General features: G+C 69.0%; 23 protein-coding genes. 16 read left to right on the forward strand and 7 right to left on the reverse strand.

The genetic code is table 11. The annotated features are described in order from the left end of the window. Positions 1-94: 94 nt before the first annotated feature. Positions 95-975, forward strand: a protein-coding gene (locus CLV92_RS17205; protein WP_425433585.1) for an IS5 family transposase whose coding sequence is annotated in 2 segments (ribosomal slippage) — positions 95-484 and positions 487-975 — 879 coding nt in all. Because the reading frame shifts where the segments join, the coding sequence is not laid out codon by codon here. On the opposite strand, the gene CLV92_RS17210 is transcribed toward CLV92_RS17205, so the two are convergent. Beyond that, positions 956-1,873: a LysR family transcriptional regulator gene (locus CLV92_RS17210; protein WP_104434754.1), complete on the reverse strand. Its 918-nt coding sequence runs from the start codon at positions 1,871-1,873 to the stop codon at positions 956-958. The two genes, CLV92_RS17205 and CLV92_RS17210, sit on opposite strands and share 20 nt — an antisense overlap. Positions 1,874-1,946: 73 nt before the next feature. Here CLV92_RS17210 and dapA point away from each other — a divergent pair, with 73 nt between their 5' ends. Further along, a complete protein-coding gene (dapA, locus tag CLV92_RS17215; protein WP_104434822.1) occupies positions 1,947-2,855 on the forward strand; it encodes a 4-hydroxy-tetrahydrodipicolinate synthase in 909 nt (302 codons plus the stop codon). 22 nt (positions 2,856-2,877) lie between these two features. On the opposite strand, the gene CLV92_RS17220 is transcribed toward dapA, so the two are convergent. Beyond that, entirely contained in the window at positions 2,878-3,222 is a 345-nt protein-coding gene (locus tag CLV92_RS17220; RefSeq protein ID WP_104434755.1) for a VOC family protein, read from the reverse strand. 329 nt (positions 3,223-3,551) lie between these two features. Here CLV92_RS17220 and CLV92_RS17225 point away from each other — a divergent pair, with 329 nt between their 5' ends. Further along, positions 3,552-4,145, forward strand: coding sequence for an RICIN domain-containing protein (locus CLV92_RS17225; RefSeq protein ID WP_104434756.1), 594 nt, complete (start codon positions 3,552-3,554; stop codon positions 4,143-4,145). Positions 4,146-4,638: 493 nt separating this feature from the next. On the opposite strand, the gene CLV92_RS17230 is transcribed toward CLV92_RS17225, so the two are convergent. Beyond that, on the reverse strand, positions 4,639-7,407 hold the full coding sequence (locus tag CLV92_RS17230) for a beta-L-arabinofuranosidase domain-containing protein (RefSeq protein WP_104434757.1): 2,769 nt from the start codon (positions 7,405-7,407) through the stop codon (positions 4,639-4,641). Between the two features lie 731 nt (positions 7,408-8,138). Between CLV92_RS17230 and CLV92_RS17235 the strand changes: the two genes are divergently transcribed. The 3 genes from CLV92_RS17235 to CLV92_RS22055 all read left to right on the forward strand — a co-directional run bounded on the left by CLV92_RS17235 (position 8,139) and on the right by CLV92_RS22055 (position 9,708). Then, positions 8,139-8,837, forward strand: a complete 699-nt coding sequence (locus CLV92_RS17235; protein ID WP_211291229.1) for an SDR family oxidoreductase — start codon at positions 8,139-8,141, stop codon at positions 8,835-8,837. A gap of 171 nt (positions 8,838-9,008) precedes the next feature. Continuing rightward, the gene (locus CLV92_RS17240) at positions 9,009-9,329 is read left to right on the forward strand and encodes a replication initiator (protein WP_104434759.1); all 321 of its coding nucleotides are present in this window, start codon (positions 9,009-9,011) and stop codon (positions 9,327-9,329) included. 49 nt (positions 9,330-9,378) lie between these two features. Continuing rightward, positions 9,379-9,708, forward strand: a complete 330-nt coding sequence (locus CLV92_RS22055) for a replication initiator (RefSeq protein WP_342762358.1) — start codon at positions 9,379-9,381, stop codon at positions 9,706-9,708. 104 nt (positions 9,709-9,812) lie between these two features. On the opposite strand, the gene CLV92_RS17250 is transcribed toward CLV92_RS22055, so the two are convergent. Then, on the reverse strand, positions 9,813-10,055 hold the full coding sequence (locus CLV92_RS17250) for a hypothetical protein (protein ID WP_104434760.1): 243 nt from the start codon (positions 10,053-10,055) through the stop codon (positions 9,813-9,815). An 82-nt stretch (positions 10,056-10,137) separates the two neighbouring features. Beyond that, a complete protein-coding gene (locus tag CLV92_RS17255; RefSeq protein ID WP_104434761.1) occupies positions 10,138-10,320 on the reverse strand; it encodes a hypothetical protein in 183 nt (60 codons plus the stop codon). A 333-nt stretch (positions 10,321-10,653) separates the two neighbouring features. On the opposite strand from CLV92_RS17255, the gene CLV92_RS17265 reads away from it, so the two are divergent. The 4 genes from CLV92_RS17265 (at position 10,654) to CLV92_RS17275 (ending at position 14,894) form a co-directional block, all read left to right on the forward strand. Next, a complete protein-coding gene (locus tag CLV92_RS17265; RefSeq protein ID WP_158257299.1) occupies positions 10,654-10,917 on the forward strand; it encodes a site-specific integrase in 264 nt (87 codons plus the stop codon). A gap of 858 nt (positions 10,918-11,775) precedes the next feature. Beyond that, positions 11,776-12,597 (forward strand): CBS domain-containing protein, encoded by an 822-nt coding sequence (locus CLV92_RS17270; RefSeq protein ID WP_104434763.1) that lies wholly within the window; start codon positions 11,776-11,778, stop codon positions 12,595-12,597. Then, entirely contained in the window at positions 12,594-13,814 is a 1,221-nt protein-coding gene (locus CLV92_RS21110) for a DEAD/DEAH box helicase family protein (protein ID WP_146099614.1), read from the forward strand. The genes CLV92_RS17270 and CLV92_RS21110 overlap by 4 nt, the downstream gene beginning before the upstream one ends. Positions 13,815-14,039: 225 nt before the next feature. Beyond that, the gene (locus CLV92_RS17275; RefSeq protein WP_158257300.1) at positions 14,040-14,894 is read left to right on the forward strand and encodes an HD domain-containing protein; all 855 of its coding nucleotides are present in this window, start codon (positions 14,040-14,042) and stop codon (positions 14,892-14,894) included. Here the strand turns inward: CLV92_RS17275 and CLV92_RS17280 are convergent. Continuing rightward, on the reverse strand, positions 14,882-15,352 hold the full coding sequence (locus CLV92_RS17280; protein ID WP_104434765.1) for an NUDIX hydrolase: 471 nt from the start codon (positions 15,350-15,352) through the stop codon (positions 14,882-14,884). The two genes, CLV92_RS17275 and CLV92_RS17280, sit on opposite strands and share 13 nt — an antisense overlap. Before the next feature lie 8 nt (positions 15,353-15,360). Continuing rightward, positions 15,361-16,110, reverse strand: coding sequence for a DUF5919 domain-containing protein (locus CLV92_RS17285; RefSeq protein WP_104434766.1), 750 nt, complete (start codon positions 16,108-16,110; stop codon positions 15,361-15,363). Positions 16,111-16,289: 179 nt separating this feature from the next. Between CLV92_RS17285 and CLV92_RS17290 the strand changes: the two genes are divergently transcribed. The 6 genes from CLV92_RS17290 to CLV92_RS17315 all read left to right on the forward strand — a co-directional run bounded on the left by CLV92_RS17290 (position 16,290) and on the right by CLV92_RS17315 (position 21,143). Continuing rightward, positions 16,290-16,721: a plasmid replication, integration and excision activator gene (locus tag CLV92_RS17290; protein WP_104434767.1), complete on the forward strand. Its 432-nt coding sequence runs from the start codon at positions 16,290-16,292 to the stop codon at positions 16,719-16,721. Next, positions 16,718-16,975: a hypothetical protein gene (locus tag CLV92_RS21600; RefSeq protein ID WP_104434768.1), complete on the forward strand. Its 258-nt coding sequence runs from the start codon at positions 16,718-16,720 to the stop codon at positions 16,973-16,975. Before CLV92_RS17290 ends, CLV92_RS21600 begins: the two co-directional genes overlap by 4 nt. 56 nt (positions 16,976-17,031) lie before the next feature. Further along, on the forward strand, positions 17,032-18,465 hold the full coding sequence (locus CLV92_RS21605) for an FtsK/SpoIIIE domain-containing protein (RefSeq protein ID WP_158257301.1): 1,434 nt from the start codon (positions 17,032-17,034) through the stop codon (positions 18,463-18,465). After that, positions 18,462-19,931 carry a replication initiator gene (locus tag CLV92_RS17305; RefSeq protein ID WP_211291230.1) on the forward strand — a complete coding sequence of 490 codons (1,470 nt, stop codon included), beginning with the start codon at positions 18,462-18,464 and terminating at the stop codon, positions 19,929-19,931. Before CLV92_RS21605 ends, CLV92_RS17305 begins: the two co-directional genes overlap by 4 nt. Positions 19,932-20,157: 226 nt before the next feature. Beyond that, positions 20,158-20,340: a helix-turn-helix domain-containing protein gene (locus CLV92_RS17310; RefSeq protein WP_104434770.1), complete on the forward strand. Its 183-nt coding sequence runs from the start codon at positions 20,158-20,160 to the stop codon at positions 20,338-20,340. Then, complete coding sequence (locus CLV92_RS17315) at positions 20,337-21,143, forward strand: site-specific integrase (RefSeq protein WP_104434772.1); 807 nt, start codon at positions 20,337-20,339, stop codon at positions 21,141-21,143. Before CLV92_RS17310 ends, CLV92_RS17315 begins: the two co-directional genes overlap by 4 nt. Positions 21,144-21,178 lie beyond the last annotated feature (35 nt).

Raw genomic sequence — 21,178 nt, forward strand, 5'->3', positions numbered from 1 at the left:
CCGCTGAGCGGGTCGGGCAGGCCAGGAGCGCCGGCACCGGATGCGGGGCCTAGGCCGTGTCCTGCGGATCTTGTAGCTGCGTCACCATGGCCGGGTGGGTGGGGTTGGTCGTGGCGAGGTCACCGACAAGGCATGGGCGCAGATCGAGCCGCTGCTGCCACCGACGGGGCAGCGCGGTGGTCGCTGGCGTGAGCACCGCCAGGTCGTGAACGCGATCTTGTGGAAGCTCCGCACCGGAGCACCGTGGCGAGACCTCCCTGAACGGTACGGGCCGTGGAAGACAGCGCATGAGCGGCTGCGGAAGTGGACCGCAGACGGCACCTGGGAGCGAATCCTGGCCGAGATCGTCGTCAAGGACGACTCCATCAGCTCTCTGAATGAGGCCACCACGGTGGTGGTCAGCATCGACTCCACCCACGTCCGGGCCCACCAGCACTCCGCCGGTGCCCGGAAAAAGGGGGCTGTGCCGCCTGGATCGAAGACCTCGCCGTCGAAGGGGAGTGCCTCGGACGCTCCCGGGGAGGTCTGACATCGAAGCTGCACCTGGCCGTCGACGCCTTCGGCCGGCCGCTGGCGGTCATCCTCACCCCTGGCCAAGCGGGCGACAACCCCCAGCTGCTGCCCTTGCTGGATGCCCTGTCCGAGCTGTCGGTGCAGGGCCGCCGGCTGCGCGTCGAGCGGGTCATCGCCGACAAGGCCTACGCCCACCACCCAACCCGTGAAGTACTGCGTCGCAGGCGGATCAAGGCGACCATCCCAGAACGGCTCGATCAGATCGCCCGCCGCAAGGCCAAGGGCTCAGCCGGCGGACGGCCACCGGCGTTCGATCCGGACATCTACCGCCAGCGCAACGTCGTGGAGCGCTGCATCAACCGCCTGAAGCAGTTCCGTGCCTTCGCCACCCGATACGCCAAGAGAGCCGCCTACTTCCGCAGCGAGGTGATCATCGCCTGCATCATGCTCCACCTGCGGTGAGCCCGGGGACGCGGTCCAGTTCTGTGAGGACGGCTCGCAGTGCGGGGCTGGCATCGGCGCTGCGCCGCCATGCAGCGTGCACCTCGCGCTTCGGTGGCCGCCGCAGCGGTCGGGCGACAAGTCCGTCATGCAGGGGTGGGCGAGCAAGGCGGGGAATGAGAGCGATGACGCCGCTGACGGCGACGAGCGAGAGCTGGGTGGAGAAGTCGTCGATGAGATGACGCACGTCCGGTTCGCCGGAGACGTCGGCCACGAGGCGGCGGAACCACTGGTGGCACACCGTGCCGGGCGGGCTGGTCACCCAGGCATGGCCGGCGAGGTCGTTCCCGGTGAGCGCTTCCTCCCGTTGCGCCAGGGGATGCTCACGTCTCATGACGACATCGCCGGCATCGGTGTGCACGTGTCGCTGGGTCAAGGAGCCCGGCAGTACGGCCGGCAGCCCGTCGGCGTCGTGGACCAGGGCGAGATCGGCCGCGCCGGTGGCGACGCTGCGCAGAGCATGGTCGGGGTCCTGCTCGACGATGTCCACGCGCAGGTCCGGGCAGCGCGTCGACAGATGCCCGACGGTGGGCGCGAGCAGCCCACGGATGGCGGTGGAGAAGGCCGCGACGACCAGCGTGCCGCGCGGTGCGCCCCGCGAGGCCGAGCGGGCCGCCTCGGCGCAGCGCTCCAGGGCCTGGAACACCTCCGGCGCCGACTCCACGATCGCTCGCCCGGCAGGAGTGAGCACGACCCCGCGTCCTGCCGGGGCCAGCACGGGCACCCCGACCTCGCGCTCCAGCCTCTTGATCTGCTGCGAGATCGCCGACGCCGTGAACCCCAGCTCCTCAGCCGCTCGCGCCAGCGTCCCCAGGGCCGCCACTGACCGCAGCGCCCGCAGCGCACCCACATCGACCATGAAGCCACGCTACGCAATACAGGCAAGAAGGCATCGCTGGACCCCGGCGATGGTGCGGCGGCAGGGTCGAACCATGACGGACCCGCAGCGTTCCGCCGAGCAGGTCTTCGGCTCCAATCTCGTCGCCATGGTCACGCCCATGAACCCTGACGCCACGGTCAGCGAGCCGGGGCTCACGGGCTTGGTCGAGCACCTGGTGGGCACGGACTGCGATGGCATCGTCGTTGGTGGCACCACCGGTGAGGCGCCCACCCTGACCGCCCATGAGGCGGCACGGCTCGTCCGCGCCGTAGCGGCCCAAGCGCGAGGCCACGCCCGGGTGATCGCTGGTGTCGGCACCTACGACACCGCCGACAGCGTGCGACGAGCACAGGAGGCCGAGGCTGCCGGGGCGGACGCGCTGCTGCTCGTCTGCCCCTACTACTCCAGGCCCACCCAGGCGGGGGTCGTCGCCCACTGCGTGGCGGTGGCCGACGCCACCGAGCTGCCCGTGATGCTCTACGACGTCCCCGCCCGCGCAGGCATCGCGATGGAGGCGGCCACGCTGGTCGAGCTGGCCGGCCATCCCCGCATCCGGGCGGTCAAGGACGCCAAGGGCGACCTGTTCGAGGCGATGTCCGTCATGGCCGACACGTCCCTGGCCTACTACTGCGGCATCGACGAGCTCAACCTGCCCTACCTCGCGTGCGGGGCCACCGGGGTGGTCAGCGTCGTGGGCAACATCGCCGCCGACCGCACCGCCCACCTCATCCGCGCAGTCCGCGACGGCGACCTCGACACCGCCAGAGCGATGCAGACAGAGCTACTTCCCTTGACCGAGGCCATCATGCGCACCTCACAAGGCGCGATCATGGCCAAGGCCGCTCTCACCGAACTGGGGATCATCTCGCACGCGACGGTGCGCCCGCCTCTGCTGGAGTCGCCGCCGGCCGACCTGAAGCGGCTGACCAGAGCCCTGGCCGCGATCGCCGTCCCCGCCTGACCTGGTGTTGCTGCGTGGCCGATCAGTCGCACACGAAGCAGAACTCGTTGTCCTCGGGATCCCGGATCACCTGGTAGGCGCCCAACGGGCCGCGCACGACCACGCCGACGCGGGTGGCGCCGAGGATAAGAGCTCGGGCCACAGCGGCGTCGATGTCGTCGACCTCCAGATCCAGGTGGAGGCGGTTCTTGCCCTGACGCGCTTCGGGCACCGGCTGGAACGAGATGCGGGGCATGCCCGGCGCCTCGATGTGCGACCAGCCCAGGTCACGATCAACCGCCTCGGCACCCAGAAGGGCCGCCCAGAAACGCGCCAGTCGCGCAGGGTCACAACTGTCGATGACCACCTGATCCAGACGGACGCGCACACGCACATCCTACGAAGCTGTTGACCACCCGGTCAGGACGGCGACACTCAACACCACCAAATGCGAGCCGTGGTCCGGGCCATCATGATCCGCAGGACACGGCCTAGGCCACATGGGGGGCCCTGCCGCGGCAGCGCTCCGGGAGCGGCCGTTCCGGACGAGACTGTCTCGCGCACCCCCGGAACACCGGGACGCGCTCCCGCGACAGCGGACCGGCGAGCGATCATGCCCAGCGAAGCGCCCCGAAAGTTTTCGGTTTCCTATAGAATATCCAAGCCTCGAGCGATTCACGCTCCTGGTCACCGCCCTCGTCCTGCACAAGGAGCTCCATGCACTTCGTGATGCCCGCTTCCGCCCGTCCGCGTCTCTTCGGCGCCCTGGCGGCCGTGGTGCTCGGCGCCACCGCGCTCGTGGTCTCCCCCGCCACCCAGGCTGCGGCAGCGGACTCCCCGGTCTGCTACCGCGGCCCGAGCGAGAGCGTCTACTACAAGCTCACGAACGTCGCGACCGGCAAGGTCCTCGACGTGAAGAGCAAGTCCACCGCCGCGGGCGCGCGCCTCGTGCAGTACAGCTACAACGGCGGCACCAACCAGCAGTGGCGCTTCGTGTGCGTGAACGGTGGTGCGTACAAGATCGTCGCGCGTCACAGCGGTCAGGTCATCGACGTCCCGAACGCCACCACCGCCGAGGGCGCCTTCCTGCAGCAGTGGCCGGCCAACGGCAGCACCGCTCAGGCGTGGTACGTCGGGCGCGTCAGCAGCCTCGACAGCGGCCACATGACCTTCGAGCTGCAGAACCTCGGCAACAAGAAGGTCATCGACGTCGCCGCTGACGGTGTGAGCATCGTGCAGTCGACGAGCACCACCGCTTCCGGCAACAAGCGCCAGCAGTGGATCTTCGACCAGGTCGCGACCGTCTCCTGACCTGAGGAGCGGCTGACCGCCCTGATCGAGCTGTTCCGTCAGCAACCGGTCGGCAGGAGCAGCACGGAGGCGCAGAAGCAGGGCCGCGTCGACGGCTTCGTTCCGAACGACAGACAGCAGTGAACCTCGGGACCGGTGCGACAGCGCCGGTCCCGAGGTTCACTGCTGTCTGGCCCGCAGAGCGGGCCCTCAGCGGAGGACGGGGACTCCCGTCGGATCCAGCCCCTCCACGAGGCGGTGAGCGGTCGACCGCTGCGCGAACCACCAGACCTCCGTCGGCGGCGGTCGTCGAGGTGCTTGAGGACGAGGGCTGCGGCGCTGACGCGCTGCGGCAGGGGCCGACGTCACGCCGGACCCGCCGGCGGTTCCCGATGCGTCCGATGTCGCCACCGGCCGCTCCCCCGAACCTCGAGGAGCGGCCGCGACGGCCGTCAGGGTCGTCTCGGCGTCTCCCGCGGAGGCGCGAACGCCGAGCCGCCGAACGGCTCGACGTTCACCGCAAGCGCCAGAGGTGGTCGCGGGTGCCGCTGTCGAGCCACTGCAGACAGGCGGCACCCGCCGCCGTCGATGCGTCCTGCACACCGAGGACCAGGTCGCTGTTGGCGTTGCGCAAGCGGATCTCGTCACCGTTGCCGGTGACCGCGATGCGCCACAGGTGGTCGCGCGTGCCGGTGTCGCTCCACTGGAGGACGGCCGCCCCGTTCGCAGTCGAGGCGGCCGCGACCCCCAGGACCTTGCCGCTGTTCTGGTTGCGGATGCGGAAGGTGCCGTCCCCGTCGGGGACGAAGGCCCAGCCGTGGTCAGCGGTGCCGGAGTCATACCACTGCACCGCCCGAGCGCCGTCCTCGACAGCGGCGTTCTGCACCCCGAGGAGCAGACCGCTGTTGACGTTCTGCAGCCTCACCCAGCCGTCCGGGAGGATCTGCCACTGGTGGTCGACCGCGCCGGTGTCGGACCACTGCAGCAGGGTGGCGCCTTCGCTGGTGGACCCCCCGGACACGCCGAGCACCTTGCCGCTGTTGCGGTTCACCAGCTTGACGTGGCCGCCGCCGATGTCGACCAGCTTCCAGTCGTGGTCCGGCGTTCCCGAGTCGGCCCACTGCACCACCGCGGCGCCGTCGGTCACGGCCATGCCGCTGACGCCGAGGACCTTGCCGCTGTGGCGGTTGCGGATGCGGACGTACCCGCCGGCCGGGACGAGTTCCCACTGGTGGTCCGGGGTTCCGGTGTCACCCCACTGCAGCGCGGCAGCGCCGTCGGCGGTGCCCATGCCTGCGACCCCGACGACGAGACCGCTGCGGCGGTTGCGCAGCCGCACGTAGGCGGACTTGGTGGGGTTGGTCCAGTAGACGGTGGCGTGCTGGTTGTGGGTGTCGAAGTACGGCTTGAGCACGACCGTCGCCCCGTCGGCCCGGGCCGTGAACGTGAGCGGGGTCGCCGTCGGCGCGATCGAGCCGGGGTCGAGCACGGGTAGCTGCGTCAGCGTCACCGGGCTGGGGGCTGGGGGCGTCGCGGGCTTCACCGGCTGGGTGAAGGGGCCGTACTGCCCGGCCAGCAGGACCGGTCCGTAGCTGATCGACTGCACCGCGGGGTCGTCCGGCGTGGAGGTGAGCGCCAGCCGCATGGGCAGCGTGACGACGAGGGTGTCGCCGTCGGCCCACGTGCGGGTGATCGGGGCGTAGGCGCCGGCCCTGACGGACTGGCGCGCGCCGTTGACCGCGACGGTCGCGCCGGTGGCCCACGCGGGGATGCGCACGGCCAGGGTGGCACTGCCGGAGCCGCGCACGGTGAGCGTGCTCGTCCGACCCGCCGGGTAGTCCGTCGTCTGGGTCACGGTGAACCCGGTGGTCGACCAGGTCAGCACGGAGGGGATGAACAGGTTGACGTAGAGCGTGCGGCCGCTGGAGAAGTAGATGGAGTCGTTGAGCTTGGCGAACGTCTCCAGGCTGCTGGCGGTGTCGCACCAGAAGGTGTCGTAGTCGTCGTCGTACACCTTGGCCCCGCCGGGGCGCAGGTCGAGGTAGTAGGTGACGCGACCGTGCCGGCTGGTGGCGTCCTGCTGCGGCAGGATCTCGTTGTAGAGGGCCCACTCGTAGTAGTCCATGAGATCGGCACGGGTGGGATCGAGGAAGAACAGCTCGCGTGCGATCTTGAGCATGTTGTAGACGTTGCACACCTCGCACGAGGCGTAGGAGAGCCGGTTGGAGATCTGACCGGGACCCCGGAAGAGTTCCCCGTCGCTGTTGCCGCCGGTGCAGTAGGTGTGGTGGTTCAGCACCATGTTCCAGAAGTTGCGGGCGATGTCGAGGTAGCGGCTGCTGCCCGTCGCCTGGTACTCCTTCACCGCACCCACGACCTTGGCGATCTGGGTGTTGGCGTGCATGCCCTCAAGCTGGTTCCGGTTGGCGGCCAGCGGGTCGAACAGCCGCTTGTGGTCGAAGCGCTGCGCGACGGTCAGCCACCGGCTGTTCCCGGTGAGTTGGTAGAGGTTGGCCAGCACCTCGTTCATGCCGCCGAACTCGATGTCGAGGTCGCGCTGGAGCGCTTCCGCGCCGCGCTGGGCGGTGTGCCGGTCCACCCAGTCCGCCAGCTTCAGCAGCACGTCCAGCGCCTGATCATTGCCGAGCAGGCGGTGAGCGTCGAGCAGACCCGCCATGATCTTGTGCGTGGTGTACCAGACGACGATGTACTCGCCGTTCTGCATGCGGGTGAAGTGGCTCACCGGGAACGCGTTGAGGTAGCCCGCGGGCAGGCCGGCCGCGACGGCGTTGGCCTGGCACTTGCCCAACTCGGACACGAGGTAGGTGACCTTGCTCCGCAGCGTCGCGTCGCCGGTGGCGGCGACAGCCAGGGAAGCCCCGGACAGGTAGTGGCCCGTGGTGTGCCCGCGCCAGATCCACGTGGGGCTCTCCCAGCCCCCGCAGGGGGCGGCACCCTGCGTCGACAGCTTCGCGGTGGCCCGGAAGCTGTAGAGCAGGCGGTTCATGTCCAGGAACCGCATGTAGGCGAGCCGGCGGTTCTGGGCGTCGAGGAAGCGCCCGGCGGTGAGCCGCACGACGCCCGCGGCGAAGGGGCGGGCGCGCACACCGAAATCGGGGCGGGCGTTGGGCACCGGCGCGACGGCTGCGCGGGCGCTGGGCGCGGCGAAGGCCTGCGCCCCGAGCGCAACTCCCGTCGCGCCCCCGGCGAGGAGAACGCTGCGGCGACTCGCGCCGGCGGGTGGCGCCGAGGTGGGGTCGGAATCGGTCGGGGGGCGCGTCATCGGGCACTCCGGCACTGGGAGAGAGGGAGGAACTACAGGATGTGAGCGCTAACATCGCGGCGCCGCTCGAGTGTCGAGGGCCTCGGATCCCTTGTCAATGCTCAGCTGAGGGGGCCGTGGTGCCGGAGCCGGCAGCGGACTTGTCTCTCCCGATCACCGAACACGTGCGCGGCCGCGGCGACCGCCAGGCTGCTCCGGAGCGGCACACCGGGACGGGCGGCGTCGACCGCCGTCCGATGCACGAGCACGTGCCCCACCAGTCGCCGGACCGCAACGGACCCGGCGGTGGGGCTCGGTCGTCACCCCGTGACGACGTCGCCGCTCAGGGGTCTCGGCGGCTCGGGCGGCACAGCTGGGGCCGTGAGCCGACGTCGAGATGCGGCCACCTCCGGGAGTGATGAGGAGGCGGACGCCGGCGCCGCCGCCAGGCCGCCCCTCCTCTTGGCCTGCTCCGGTGAGCGAGTCGGGCCGGGTCACGAGTGCTGCCACAGGGAGCCGGGCCTGGATGGGACGGAGGCCTCCCCCCGCGGCAGCACGACGAGGCGGGGGCCGTCAACGGGTACCGGCAGCGCCCGCCCGCTACCGACGACGGCTCGCCGAGCACCTCAGCGCTGGCAGGCCCGCCCCATGGGGACGAGGATGCGCACGTCCCCTTCCGTGCTGCACCGAGCTCCCTGAAGGACGTCATGGCCTACGTCGCACCCACCCGACCGATCGAGGGCACCGTCTCAGTGATCACTGGCGCGAGCGCCGGGATCGGGGCCGCCGCAGCCCGCGCCCTGGTCGCCGCCGGCGGTCGTGTGGCGCTGGCCGCCCGTCGGCAGGAGAGGCTCCAGGGCCTGGTCGAGGAGCTCGGCGCCGACAACGCCGTAGCTGTCGCCGGTGACGTGCGGGACCCGGCGCACAACGACGCGCTCGTCGCCGCCGCGGTCGAGAAGTGGGGTCGGCTGGACATCGTCGTCGCCAACGCCGGGATCGGCGCCTACGGCGGCATCCTCGACCTGGACGACGACCTGCTCCGGGAGATGGTGGAGACCAACTACCTCGGCACCGTGTGGACGGTGAAGTCGGGCGTGCGTCAGTTCCGGGCGCAGGGCGGCGGGGGCGACGTCGTGATCGTCAGCTCGGTCGCCGGCTACCGCGGCGGCGCCGACGAAGCCGTCTACGCCGGCACCAAGCACGCCCAGGTCGGCCTCGGAGGCTCGCTGGACAGGGAGCTGCGGGCAGAAGGCATCCGGGTCTCCCTGATCTGCCCCGCCGCCACCTCGACCGAGTTCGCGATCGGAGCAGGACGCACCGAGGGCTCCCCGCAGCTCGACGAGTACCTGTCCCCCGACGACGTGGCGCACACCATCCGCATCTGCTTGGAGCAGCCGCGCTCCGTGCGCACCACCAGCTGGCAGCTGTGGAGCACGCAGCAGCAGAGCTAGCACCGGTCTGGCAGGCGATCGGCGCAATACTCGGAGCCCCCTGTCAGCGGAGCCGGCCGCTACTCACGACGATTCAGAGACAGCAGGAGTCCCCGGCGCTGGGCACCTCTGCTGCGCCCGGAGTGCTCCTGCTACGGCGGGCACGTGGCGATTGACTAGCACGCGCCGGAGTTGTGGCGGCGCTTCACCATCGGTCTGCGCCGGCGCCTGGCGGACCGGCTCGGCGTTCCGCGCTCGGAACTCCACGACGCCGTCGTGCCGTCGTTCGCGAAGGTCGCTGAGATCCAGCGCCGCGGTGTCGTTCACTTCCACGCGCTGATGCGGTTGGACGGGCCGGGCGGGGGCCATGCCGCTCTCCTGCTGCCGGTCTCGGCGGAGGAGTTCGGCGACGCAGTGACCGTGGCGGCCTACATCGCGAAGTACGTCACGAAGGCTGGGGAGGACTACGGCATTCCCCGCAAGCAGGAGGTGCCCCCACGGCTCGGCCGATGACGCGGGGGACGTCGAGAGGCTGCGCGTCGGCGAGCACGCCAAGAACATCCTGCGGACTGCGGCGTCCATCGCGGCGCAGGCCGCGGCACCGACCAAGATGCTCGGGGAGGACGCCGACGCCCTGGGCGACGACGGTCCGGACAACGCGACGGTCGTCGAGGACGCGGAGTCGTGGCTGCTGCTCGTGAAGTGGCTACACATGCTCGGGTTCCGCGGGCACTTCTCGACGAGGTCCCGCCGCTACTCCGTGACGCTCGGCAGCCTGCACGAGGAGCGGCGGACCTGGTGGCGTCGGCAGCGGGGGCGACGCCCTCCCGCCTGCTCGGCACCGCCCTCGTCATGCTCAAGCAGTGGTCGTTCGACGGCGTCGGCTGGCTGACCAACGGCGACGCGGCCCTGGCCGCCTCCGCTGCGGCCCGTGCGCGGGAGCACCGCGAGGCCGCCCGCCTCGACGACCCGCACCTGGACGTGGACCGAGGTCGCTCAGCGGAAGCGGGACTTCCGGGCTCGTTTCTTCCGGGCCCGCTCCTCAGCTTTGCGGGTGGGGGCCCTGTGGAACATCCGGAGCCCGGAGCCGTCCGGGTCGAGCTCCGGTTCGAAACCGTGCCTCATCTTCTCGATCAGGCGCTTGCAGTCCCGCTCCCAGCGCGTCATCTGGATGAGGTAGTACACGAGCCATACGAGCCACAGGCCGGTGAAGACGTACAGCACGTACACCCACGACATCCCGTCACGATAGCGGCGCGGCGCACCTCGTCGAGGACACCGCGGCCACGACCACCCCGAGTGCGAGGCGGATCAGGGACGTTCAGCGGAGCAACGTCTTGCCGCCTCGCAGAACGTCGGGGGCGTCCGGGCCGGTCAGGGCGTCGGCGATCCGCTCCAACGCCACCGTCCGACGCTTGTACTGCCCGTACACGTCCGCCAGGAAGGCGATGAAGAGCACGAAGCACAGAACGCCGATGACGAACAGGGTGTCGGACTGGAACATCCCGCCACCGTAGCGGCGCGGTGGACCCCACAGGAGCGCTTCGATAGCTTCCCTCCGCGCCCCGGCAGGAGAACCGCGTGACCCACCACGCCCGGCACCTGACCGGATCTGCACGGTTCAGCAGGTCGCCGACTTCCTGGCTGCTCCTCTCCCCGCGCTCCACCAGTGGCGCCGCCTGCGCACCAGCCTCGCCGCGTACCGCGTCGGCCGGCACCTGGCCGACCCGGAGCACCTCCCGCTCGCGGGAGATACGCCGCCCAGACGGCGGTGGGCCCGTCGGCGGCGAGTGTCCGGCACATCCACACCACGCTGCGCCGCTCGCTCAACGTGGCGATGAAGTGGGGCCCGGTCAGCCGCAATGTCGCCCTCCTCGTCGACCCGCCCTCCCGGCAGGAGTACCGGGTGGAGCCGCTGACGGTGGAGAAGGCACGGCAGGTCCTCGCGGCCGCCCGCGGTGAGCGGCTGGAGGCGCGCTGGGTCGCGGCGCTCACCCTCGGCCTGCGCCAGGGCGAGGCGCTCGGGCTGTGCTGGGAGGACGCGGCAGACCGCGGCCTCGCTGCTGCTGGCGCAGAGCATGCACCCGCGGGTCGTCATTGAGGTTCTCGGGCACGGTGTCGGCCTGACCATGAACAGGTACTCGCACGTGTTGCCGTCGATGCTGGGCGAGGCGGCGACGTCGATGCAGTCCGCACTGTGGGGCGGCATGCCGTGACGATCATGCCGATCAAGGCCTCGGCTGCACCCCGACACTCGGCCAAGGCCGAGCGAGGCGCTTCCGCAGGTCAGCGGGGAGCCGGCACGGGGACTCGAACCCCGAACCGCCCGATTACAAGAGCGGCGAGAGGCGTCCACGGAGGTCCGAGGAGGGCGGCTGATCTGCGGCGGTGGTGCGCCGGCGTGCGAGGGAAGCGAGGCGGCTGCCGTCGGGTTGCCGTCCCGGCTGCCGTCACGGTGCGAGTGAGCCGGCGCTAACCGCATCGACAGCGGCAGCCGTGTTGACAGGCCGCTCATGTGGAGTGCGCTTCCACTCACGAGATTGCCCCTATTCGGCGCCGTGGTCGCTCAACACGCCACGAAGTGGTGGCATCGTCGCTGATGTCATTGGCGGGCCGCCAGCAGCATCGGCAACCAGCTTCTAACTCCGCCCCGATCGATTTAACCACTTCTGTATGAAACTCAGACATGGATTAAATCTTCGAGAAATGTCGGGCGATCAGCCATCAAGTTGATTCGGGTCGAGACCAGTGAAACAATCACGCTTCGACCTCGAAGTGCATGGTCTCATGGAAGCAACGGCTAGGATGAGCCAGGCACCGACGTTCGACAATGTAGGGGACAGGATATGCCACGCTCTTCGCTCTGCGTCCTTTGTATTGATGACGAGCTCGAGGGCTTGCGGGTGACGCCTTACTTGCTTTGGTCGGATCAATCTCCGATGCGTAAGGACTAGTCAACATGGATGAGTCCATCATTGAGCTGTCGACCAGTCAGGCAAGTGGTTTGCCGAGTGACTTCTTCCAAGTGGCGCAAATGCTACCCGGGGACCAAGAAGTGGTCTCGGTTGGCCTCAGGGCCTCAGTTGCAGAGGCCCTGTCGCTGATGCGCGAGAATGACTATTCGCAGCTTCCCGTAGTTTTGGGCAATCGGGTCTTTGGGGTCTTCTCGTATCGGTCGCTGGCTGCGGGATTGGCCTCGGGGGCGATCGATGGTAACCCTCTGGAATCACCCGTCTCAGACCTCCTCGCCGATTTGGCCTTCGTGCGCTTACGTGACGATTTGCATGACCTGCTCCCATTCCTGCAACGTGATGATGCCGTATTGGTCGGTGATGAAGACCGACTAATGGGCGTAATAATGACCGCCGACGTCACAACCTTCCTATGGGAGGTGACCGAGCCATTCGTATTGGTGCGCGATATCGAGCTGGCCGTAAGAAAGTTGATGACCTCGGCTTGCGCCTCCCGCGAGCACCTCGAAGGCTGCATACGCAACTCCGCCCGGCCCCGAAAGGGAGGGGTGTTCCCCACGCTTCTTGAAGAACTCAGCTTGGGCGAACTAGTTAAGGTTCTCGTGCATGAGCAGAATTACGCACGGCACTTCAGGTCGGCCTTTGGTGGCAATTCTCGGTACGTTGAAGGGCAGTTGGAGCCTATTGTTCGAATCAGAAATGAGATATTTCACTTTGTTGACCGGCTAGGGTCCAGTGATCGTCAAACGCTGCTCTCGGCGCGGCGATGGATTCAGCGAAAGGCCGATGTTATGGAGGCGGCAGCATGACTTCCCTGCCTGCTTATCAGAAGGGCTTAGTGCGGCGACTCCATGAGGCCTCGGGCCATGTGGCGGTCGTCGCACCGGTAGGTGCCGGTGTCCGCGCGGCTGTTATCGACTTTCTAGAGTCGGCGGGCCACGAAGGTGCCATTCTTATCGTCACGGACAGAGTCGACATCGCAAGTCAGTGGATGCATCGACTTCAGGACAGATCGCTTTCAGTGCGCATGCTTAGTAGTCGAGCCGATGCCATTGAGTGGGCCGGTGCCGATTCAGACTCGGAAGGCACAACTCCCGAGATCGCAATCACAACAGTGCAGCGGCTCAACAGTGACCCAATAAGGAAGGGTCTTGTGCGCCGTCAGCTCGAAATTCTTGTCGTTGATGTGTCGACTCTGCTTGAGGGGGGCGTTCTGTATCGAGTGATCAATGCCCTGAAGGAAACATCGCGTCGGTCAATCTTCCTAGGCTCGACGGCAAATTTTACTAGTGCCATCAATTTCGACGCAGTCCTGGAGATTCCCCTTGCGGACGTAATGCGGGCCCATGGGGCAACCTTAACCTTCGAGCGCATACTCTATGTTCAGTCACCGCGAGACGCTGAACTTTTATCGCGGGCCACCGCGCTACTTGAGCGCTTGGGGCAATCCGACACGGCCCTTTCGTTGCAGGGCGCTCATACTACCCTCATTGATGCCGTCGCCAACAAGGAGGCCGAAGGTTCCGGTGAGGAGGGGCTGATCAGGGATGCATGGGAGCTCATTGATGAGCTAGAGGGAACAAGCGGTGACTCGCGGCTGGCTGCGTTGCTCACATCAATAGGATCATCTAAGGAAGCGGATGGTTGGACAATTGTCCTGAGCCATAGATTGGCGGAACAAGAGTATGTAGCGTCAGCCCTGTCAAGGGCCGGAATGGTGGTCGTCGCTCCGGAAATCGACAGTGCAGGCTCAAGTGATTTTTTTGGCGAGACGCTCCAGCCTAGAGTTTTGGTCGCCTCACCTCGACGATTGGCGCAGTTGAGCGGCATTCCCGTCAGCACTGTTGTTATTTGGGGAGCGCCGCCCGACCAAGAGCAACTACAAGAGATCCTGCTGTGGGCTGCCCTGAGGAGAAGCAAGCTAACTCTACTTCATGTCTCGGAGCCGAATGCGAGCGAGGCGAGGACGATGGCTGCCATTGAACGCGCGTGCATGGAATTTGAGCGGCAGTTGTCTATGCCCTAGCAGAACGCGGGGATCTCGACGCGCACTACGGCTGTGTAGGTCGGCGGGGTGGCTAGCGAGGACGGCGCGCAGCGCCGCCCGCAGCGTAGCCGCCCCGCCTTGACGGAGTAGAGAAAGTCCTCACAGCATGCGTGCGGCCAGCCTGTCCTGTGACAGGACATCTGCGACATGGGCCTGCCAGGACATGTGCGACACGCGGTCGGTGCGGCCTGGCAGCATCGTGCCGTGGACGTCGCCGCCGCTCGGGCCCTCGCGGAAGAGCACCTTGCCGAGGCCCTGCCGCGTCGCTGGCAGCATTCGCAAGCGGTCGCAGCGACGGCTGCCGACTACGCCGCTCGGCTGGGCTTAGACCCGGACGTCGTCGTGGTGGCCGCGTGGCTGCACGACGTCGGCTACGCCCCTCCACTCGCTGACACGGGCTTCCACCCGCTCGACGGAGCGGCACTCCTCGCCCGGTCGGGCTGGCCTGACGAGGTGGTCAACCTCGTAGCGCACCACAGCTGCGCTGACGTCGAAGCCGAGCGACGCGGGCTGGGCGACGTCATGCGCCGCTACCCCGACATGCCGGGCGCGGAACGGGATGTCCTATGGGCCAGTGATGCGACGACCGGCCCGGACGGGCAGCGGCTCTCGGTGGCGGAGCGCGTCCTGGAGGTGGTCCAGCGGTACGAACCGGCAGACCTGGTATCGGAGTGCATGGTGCACATCGCGCCGCAGTTGGCCATGGCTATGCAGCGAACGTCCCAGCGCATCGCGGGCGGCCCCGTCTCGCCTGCGGTGTCCTACGACGAGTGGGCGAATGTGCAGCTGCTGCCGCATATCCTGCCGGTGCTTGAGGCGTGGAACCCAGAGGGCATCGCCGAGTACGCCGAGGACGAGTATGAGCCGGAAGCGCAGGCCTTCAGCAGCCTCCTGCGCGTCGGCTACACGATCGACGTCTCGATGGTCGTCGCGGTGTGGGAGCACTGGTTCGGCCCGCAGAGCTGCCTCACCCGTGAGCACGACCTGCGCAAGCTCGAAAAGCTGGCTGAGGCACTGCAGGGTCCTGTGCGGGTCGCGGGCGCTGCTCAGCCGATGTAGGGCTCGGCGCGATCCTCGAAGCCGTGGTCGACGCGCAACCTGATCGAGGGGTGCATCGGGAGCTCGTCCAGCTCGTTGTCGGCCACCCAGCGGACTTCAGGTGACTCCTCGCTGTGCTCGAGCTCACCACCGAGGAGCTCGGCGCGGAAGGAGAGAGCGAACTGCTGGCGGACCTCGCCGTCGTCGTAGGCGATGACGTGGCCGGGGTCGGAGTAGACGCCGATCAGGCCCGTCACCCGCACCTCGTAGCCCGTCTCCTCGCGCGTTTCCCGCTCGGCGGTGGTGGCGATGCGCTCCCCGACGTCCTGCGTGCCGCCGGGCAGCGCCCACAGGCCGTTGTCCGACCGCTGGATCATCAGCACCCGCTCGTGCTCGTCGAGGACAAAGGTGGTGGCAGCGGTGACGATGCGATTGGGTCGCGGGCCGGCGGGGTCGTGGAAATACTCGGTGCGGCCCACGGGTCCTCCTAGCTCCAGGCTGGCGTCGCTTCGTCCCACACCTTGTCGTACATGACGCTGTAGGTGTCGAACAGGCCACCGGCCGACAGCTTGCGCAGGTGCAGAGCCGGGGCCTGAGCGGCGGGCAGGCCGTAGACGTGGGGGTTGGCGAGCATCTCGTCGTCGACGCGGTAGATCGACGTGTAGAGCGTCGTGCCGTGCAGCCGGACGTGGACGCCGGGGACGCCCTTGAGGCGTGGCCGCAGCAGCTGGAGGGCGTTGCGGACCTTCACGGCGACGGCGGTGCGGCCGATGCCCTCCTCCTCGCCCCGGATGGCGACCGCCTCGCACTTCGGGTCGCCCAGCAGGAGCCGGACGCGGACTCCCTGCTGTGCCTTCTCGGCCAGGGTGTCGAGCACGGCGGGCATCTGCTCGGGCAGGAAGAGGCCGGCGTAGACGAGGACGTCGATCTGCGTGGTGGCCTTGACGAAGAGCTGCGGCCAGGCGTCCCACGGCACGGCGGCTCGACGCGGGAAGACCTCGATGATTTCCGAGGCGGAGGCGGCGTCTCGTCGCTCCTGGCTGACGGCGTCGGGCCACAGGTCGTACCCCCTGACCCCGAGAACGTCGGCAGCGTGGGCGCGGAGCCGCGGGTACGGCACCCGTCCTTGGCTGACCCAGCGCTGCACCGTCTTGGCGTCGACGCCCAGGCGCTCGGCGAGGTCGGCGGCGCTCATGTGCCCATTGGCGAGGGCATGGCGCAGGCGCTCGTTGGACATCTCGCTCCCTCGCGACCGGGGCACTTCAGGACGGAGAGGGACGACTTCCGATGAGGAGGACGTCCCTCGACGTCCCACTGTGGGGTGATGACGTCCCTACGTCAACAGCCAGCGTGGTCTACACGGCGCAGGCAAACCACTACGGACGGTTCGCCCGCCGCTAGGGACGGAGACAGACGATGGCAATCCAGGGTGCGATCCCGCTAGGACAGGACCTCGTGTTCCCGCACGGGGCGTTCGTGGTGGGCGAGGTGGAGCGGCTGGAGGACTTCGACCGCAAGCAGGCCGGAGAGGTGGACACCCAGTCGCGGGACAAGGTGACCGGGGAGCGGCTGTGGGCGGTCCGGGTGGTCGACGCGGACCCGGAGTCGCGGCGCGGGCAGGCCGAGGTCGTCGTGAAGATCGCAGCAGAGCACCAGCCCGTGCCCCCCGCGGAGATTCCGGGGCTGCCGTTCCGGCCGGTCGTGTTCCAGAACCTGACCGCGACCCCGTGGATCGACACCAACCGGACCCGCCCGCGACTGGCGTGGTCGCTGAAGGCCACCGGCATGACGGCACCGGGTGCGGCGGGCAAGGCGGGCGGCAAGGTGGACGAGGGGCGGGCCGCGTGATGGCGGCGCTGTCGACTTCACAGGAGATCACCGCTCTACTGCGGACGCGCCCCGGCATGGCGGCGCCTGCCGCGGAGTGGGTGGCGTTCTTCCGGCGCAAGGCGGCGCTGTTCGAGCGTCTCGCGGAGCTCTACGCCAGCACGAATCCAGCGCAGGCTGCGGACTGCAGGGACCTTGCGGCCCGTGCGGCGCAGGAAGCGGCAAGGTCTGCCGGTGAGAGGGTCGACGAGGGCTCGGACAGGGGTGCGCGGTGAGGGGCGGGGCGCCTCGCGGGGTGCGGTTCGGGCAGCCGGTGCAGCCTGTCATGCAGGTGGGCAAGTCCGGGGACGGGTTCGCAGACCTGATTCTCGCTGCGCTCACCGCGGCGTGGTGGCTGCTGCGGACGGTGGCGGCAGCGGTGTGGCGTTTCCCCGTCGTCACGGCGGGCGTGGCGGTCGTAGCGGTGGCCTACGTGCAGGGCGAGGTGCTCACGCTTCTGGTCGTCGTCTGCGTCGTCGTGGCGGCGCTGCTGACGTGGTGGCTGCTGCGGCCGGCGTCCTTCGCGCGGTGGGTGGCGGGCCCGGTGCGGCGGCGGATCAAGCGTCGCTCGGTGCACCGGTCCTGGCCGGGCTTGTGCGAGCGGGCCGGGCTTTCGCTGATGGAAGTCGATCACCGTGCCGGTGGCCGCACCTGCTGGACGCCGGGGTTGTCGAGGCTGCGGTGGATCTCGCGGGAGCACGAGGTTCTGCAGGGGCAGGTACGCATCCTGGCCGGGCAGACGGTCGACGACGTTTCGGCAGCGTCGGAGCGGCTGGCTTCGGCGTGCGGGGCGCGGGCCTGCCGGGTGATGCAGACCTCGCCGCGGTCGGCGTCGATCACCTGGCTGTACGGCGATCCCCTCGCCCGGCCGGTGGCCCCGCGACCGGTGCCGGATGTGCCGGACTGCGCAGCCGTCGAGGTCGGACAGCGTGAGGACGGGGCGCCGTGGCAATTGCGGGTCGCGGGCACGCACCTGCTCGTCGTCGGGGTCACCGGCGCAGGGAAGGGCTCGGTGATCTGGTCGCTGCTCGCTGGCCTCGCCGGTGGCATCCGCTCGGGCGTGGTGCAGGTGTGGGCGGTCGACGGCAAGGCGGGCATGGAGCTGACGGCCGGGCGGGCGTTGTTCTCCCGTTTCGCCACGACCGTAGAGGACGGGGTGCAGCTGCTGGAGGACGCCGCGGCCGTCATGACGGAACGTGCAGCCCGGATGGCCGGCAACTCCCGCACCCACCAGCCCACGGTGGAGGAGCCGCTGCTGCTGGTCCTGGTCGACGAGGTCGCACTACTCACGGCGTACACCCCGGATCGGAAGCTGCGGGAGCGGGCGGAGAAGGCCCTGGCTGCGCTGGCGACGCAGGGCAGGGCACCGGGGGTGGTGCTGGTGGCGGCGCTGCAGGATCCGCGCAAGGAGGTCCTCGGGCCGCGGAACCTGTTCCCGACGAAGGTCGCGATGCGGCTGGATGAGAAGGCGCAGGTCGACATGGTCCTCGGCGAGGGCGCACGGGAGGCCGGGGCGCACTGCCATCGGATCCCGGAGTCGATGCCGGGGGTGGCGTTCGTCAAGGTCGACGGGGTCCGCGAGCCGGTGCGGGTCCGGGCGTCGTACTACTCCGACGAAGACATCGCTGAGCTGGCTGCCACGTACGCACCGTCGACGGTTCGTCCCGGTGTTCTCCAGGTCGTCGGCGACATGCCCGTGACTGTTGCCGGTGGTGAGGCGGCATGAGCGGCACGGCGCTGGCTGCGGAAATCGTCGAGGCGCAGGCCGCAACACGGCTGGTGTCGCCCGGGTTCGAGCGGTGGGCGGAGCAGGCTGCCAGCTGCGGGCACTGCGCGAACCCGATCCGGCTGCGAGGCAGCGCGACGACGCTGGACCGGGCGACGGGAGAAGTGCTGTCGTCCTACGACTCGGGCACCGAACCGGATGGGGTCCTGTACGTGCGGTGCGGGAACCGCCGGGCGAGTGTGTGCCCGTCGTGCAGCCACGAGTACAAGGGCGACATGTGGCACCTGCTCGCGGCCGGCGCCGCCGGGGGGATGAAGGGCGTCCCGTCGTCGGTGGCATCGCACCCGCTGGTGTTCGCGACGCTGACGGCTCCGTCGTTCGGTCCGGTCCACACGATTCGCCGTGCCGGCCGGTGCCGTCCGCGGTCGCGCAAGGTGCTGTGTGAGCACGGGCGCCCGGTGGGCTGCGAGGCGGTGCACGACGACGGCGACGACCGGCTCGGGCAGCCGATCTGCCCGGAGTGCTACGACTACACCGGGCACGTGGTGTGGCAGTGGTGGGCACCGGAGCTGTGGCGGCGCTTCACCATCACCCTGCGCCGGCTGCTGGCCGCCTCTCTTGGCGTGACCCAGGCGCAGGCGCGGGATCTGGTGCGGGTGTCGTTCGCGAAGGTGGCGGAGTTCCAGCGCCGCGGCGTCATCCACTTCCACGCACTCATCCGCCTCGACGGCCCGCCGGCTGACGACGGTTTCCCCGCTCCGCTTGCCGACGTCCCGACCGTCCAACTGGCGGCGCTGGTCCGAACGGCTGCCGCGGCGGTGTGGTTCGACGCACCACCCACCACCACAGGCGACACGGTGCGTCGGCTGCGCTTCGGCGTGCAAGTTGATGCCCGGGTGGTGTCCACCACCGCAGAACGGGAGCTCGGCCGTGCCGACGAGGGTGGGTTGCATCCGGAGACGGTGGCCGCCTACATCGCCAAGTACGCCACCAAGGCGTGCGAGGACTTCGGCCTGCCACCGCGGCTCCGTGCACCGGAGGCCGCTCGTGCGATGGGCATCGCCGAGCACGTGTGCCGGCTGCTGGAGGAGGTGCACCGCATCGCCGCCGCGGGCAGCGACGTCTACCTGCCGCTGGTGAAGTGGGTGCCGATGCTCGGCTTCCGCGGGCACTTCGCCACGAAGTCCCGCCGCTACTCCACCACCCTCGGGAAGCTGCGGACCGCCCGGAAGCGGTGGAGCCTGCACCGGCTGCGCGACCCCCTCGGTCAGGACGGCGGCACGGAGCCGGACGTACTCAATGAGCAGGTGGACGACTCCACCCTCGTGGTCGGCTCCTGGTCCCTCGACGGCTTCGGCTGGCTCACTGCCGGCGACGCCGCCCTGGCCGCCACCGCCGCCGCCCAGGCACGGAAATGGACCGACGACCGGGCACGCCAACGCCGCGCCAGCCACGACCAGCGGTAACCACGACGGGGCGTCCTTCCGATCCCAAGCGCTCTCCAGGCCGACTGGTGCCCGTCAAGGGTCGAGCGCAGCGAGATCACGTAGTGACGCCAAGGGCGCCCTTGACGGGTGCCAGACGGGCTGGACCCTCCGCGGATCGGGAGGCCGCCCCAGGTGACAGGCAGTACCACGGCGACCACGACGGACGTAGCCGTGCACGGATGAGACGGATGAAGGGGTGTTGGTCATGGAGAAGCTGCTGCTGTCCCCGGAAGAGGCCGCCGAGGTGCTCGGGGTGGGGCGGTCCACGGTGTACGACCTGATGCGGATGCGACTACTGCCCAGCGTCAAGATCGGCCGCTCCCGCCGGGTGCCGGTCGACGCCCTGCGCCGCTACGTCGGACAGCTCACACAGAAGGACGTCGCATGAGCAAGCGGGCCAACGGCGAGGGCACCGTCTACCAGCGCAAGGACGGTCGTTGGGAAGCGGCCATCTACGTGCCGGTCGAGGGTGGTGGACGACGGCGGCGGAGCCTCTACGGCAAGACGCGGCGTGAGGTCATGGAGAAGCTGCGGGAGGCCGCCAGCCGCATGGACCGAGGACTGCCCGCGGTGGACTCCTCCACACGGATGGACGCCTACTTGTCCCACTGGCTGCAGGACGTGGCCCGCCCTAACTTGCGGGCGAAGACAGTGGAGGGCTACGAAGCCGCGATTCGCCGACACCTCACACCGGCCATCGGCAGTCGCCAGCTCAAGGCGCTGGCGCCCGCTGACGTGCGGTCCTTGCTGGCGGGGATGTCCGCACGTGGCCTGTCCCCTCGGACGGTGCAGTTCGCGCACTCGGTCTTGCGTTCTGCGCTTAGCCAGGCGGTGCGCGACGAGCTGGTGCACCGCAACGTCGCGTCTTTAGTCCGGCCACCTCGCCAGCAGCGACGTGACGCCACTTACCTGACCGTGGACGACGCACGCAAGCTGCTACAAGCGGCCAGAGGCGACCGCCTCGAGGCTCTATACATCGCGGCCGTCATGCTCGGGCTTCGACGTGGCGAGCTGCTCGGGCTGCCGTGGAGGCACGTCAACCTGGAGGCGGCGTCACTCCGCGTCGGTCAAACAGTGCAGCGCATCGCGGGGCAGCTAGTGATCGAGGAGCCGAAGAGCCGCAGCTCTGCTAGTGGCGTCCATGAGAGTGGTGTACGACCGGCCCGGCTGACGGGCGTGGCTGACGCATGAGAAGGCGGCCACCGCGTGATGCTTCGAAGGACCTC

It is taken from the genome of Kineococcus xinjiangensis, assembly GCF_002934625.1.
GTDB lineage: Bacteria > Actinomycetota > Actinomycetes > Actinomycetales > Kineococcaceae > Kineococcus_A > Kineococcus_A xinjiangensis.

Excerpts from the sequence above, each read along its gene's own strand:
- CLV92_RS17210 (WP_104434754.1), bottom strand. The coding sequence starts at position 1,873 with ATGGTCGATGTGGGTGCGCTGCGGGCGCTGCGGTCAGTGGCGGCCCTG.
- dapA (WP_104434822.1), top strand. The coding sequence starts at position 1,947 with ATGACGGACCCGCAGCGTTCCGCCGAGCAGGTCTTCGGCTCCAATCTC.
- CLV92_RS17225 (WP_104434756.1), top strand. The coding sequence starts at position 3,552 with ATGCACTTCGTGATGCCCGCTTCCGCCCGTCCGCGTCTCTTCGGCGCC.
- CLV92_RS17230 (WP_104434757.1), bottom strand. The coding sequence starts at position 7,407 with ATGACGCGCCCCCCGACCGATTCCGACCCCACCTCGGCGCCACCCGCC.
- CLV92_RS17250 (WP_104434760.1), bottom strand. The coding sequence starts at position 10,055 with ATGTCGTGGGTGTACGTGCTGTACGTCTTCACCGGCCTGTGGCTCGTA.
- CLV92_RS17255 (WP_104434761.1), bottom strand. The coding sequence starts at position 10,320 with ATGTTCCAGTCCGACACCCTGTTCGTCATCGGCGTTCTGTGCTTCGTG.
- CLV92_RS17265 (WP_158257299.1), top strand. The coding sequence starts at position 10,654 with ATGAAGTGGGGCCCGGTCAGCCGCAATGTCGCCCTCCTCGTCGACCCG.
- CLV92_RS17270 (WP_104434763.1), top strand. The coding sequence starts at position 11,776 with ATGGATGAGTCCATCATTGAGCTGTCGACCAGTCAGGCAAGTGGTTTG.
- CLV92_RS21110 (WP_146099614.1), top strand. The coding sequence starts at position 12,594 with ATGACTTCCCTGCCTGCTTATCAGAAGGGCTTAGTGCGGCGACTCCAT.
- CLV92_RS17285 (WP_104434766.1), bottom strand. The coding sequence starts at position 16,110 with ATGTCCAACGAGCGCCTGCGCCATGCCCTCGCCAATGGGCACATGAGC.
- CLV92_RS17290 (WP_104434767.1), top strand. The coding sequence starts at position 16,290 with ATGGCAATCCAGGGTGCGATCCCGCTAGGACAGGACCTCGTGTTCCCG.
- CLV92_RS17305 (WP_211291230.1), top strand. The coding sequence starts at position 18,462 with ATGAGCGGCACGGCGCTGGCTGCGGAAATCGTCGAGGCGCAGGCCGCA.
- CLV92_RS17310 (WP_104434770.1), top strand. The coding sequence starts at position 20,158 with ATGGAGAAGCTGCTGCTGTCCCCGGAAGAGGCCGCCGAGGTGCTCGGG.
- CLV92_RS17315 (WP_104434772.1), top strand. The coding sequence starts at position 20,337 with ATGAGCAAGCGGGCCAACGGCGAGGGCACCGTCTACCAGCGCAAGGAC.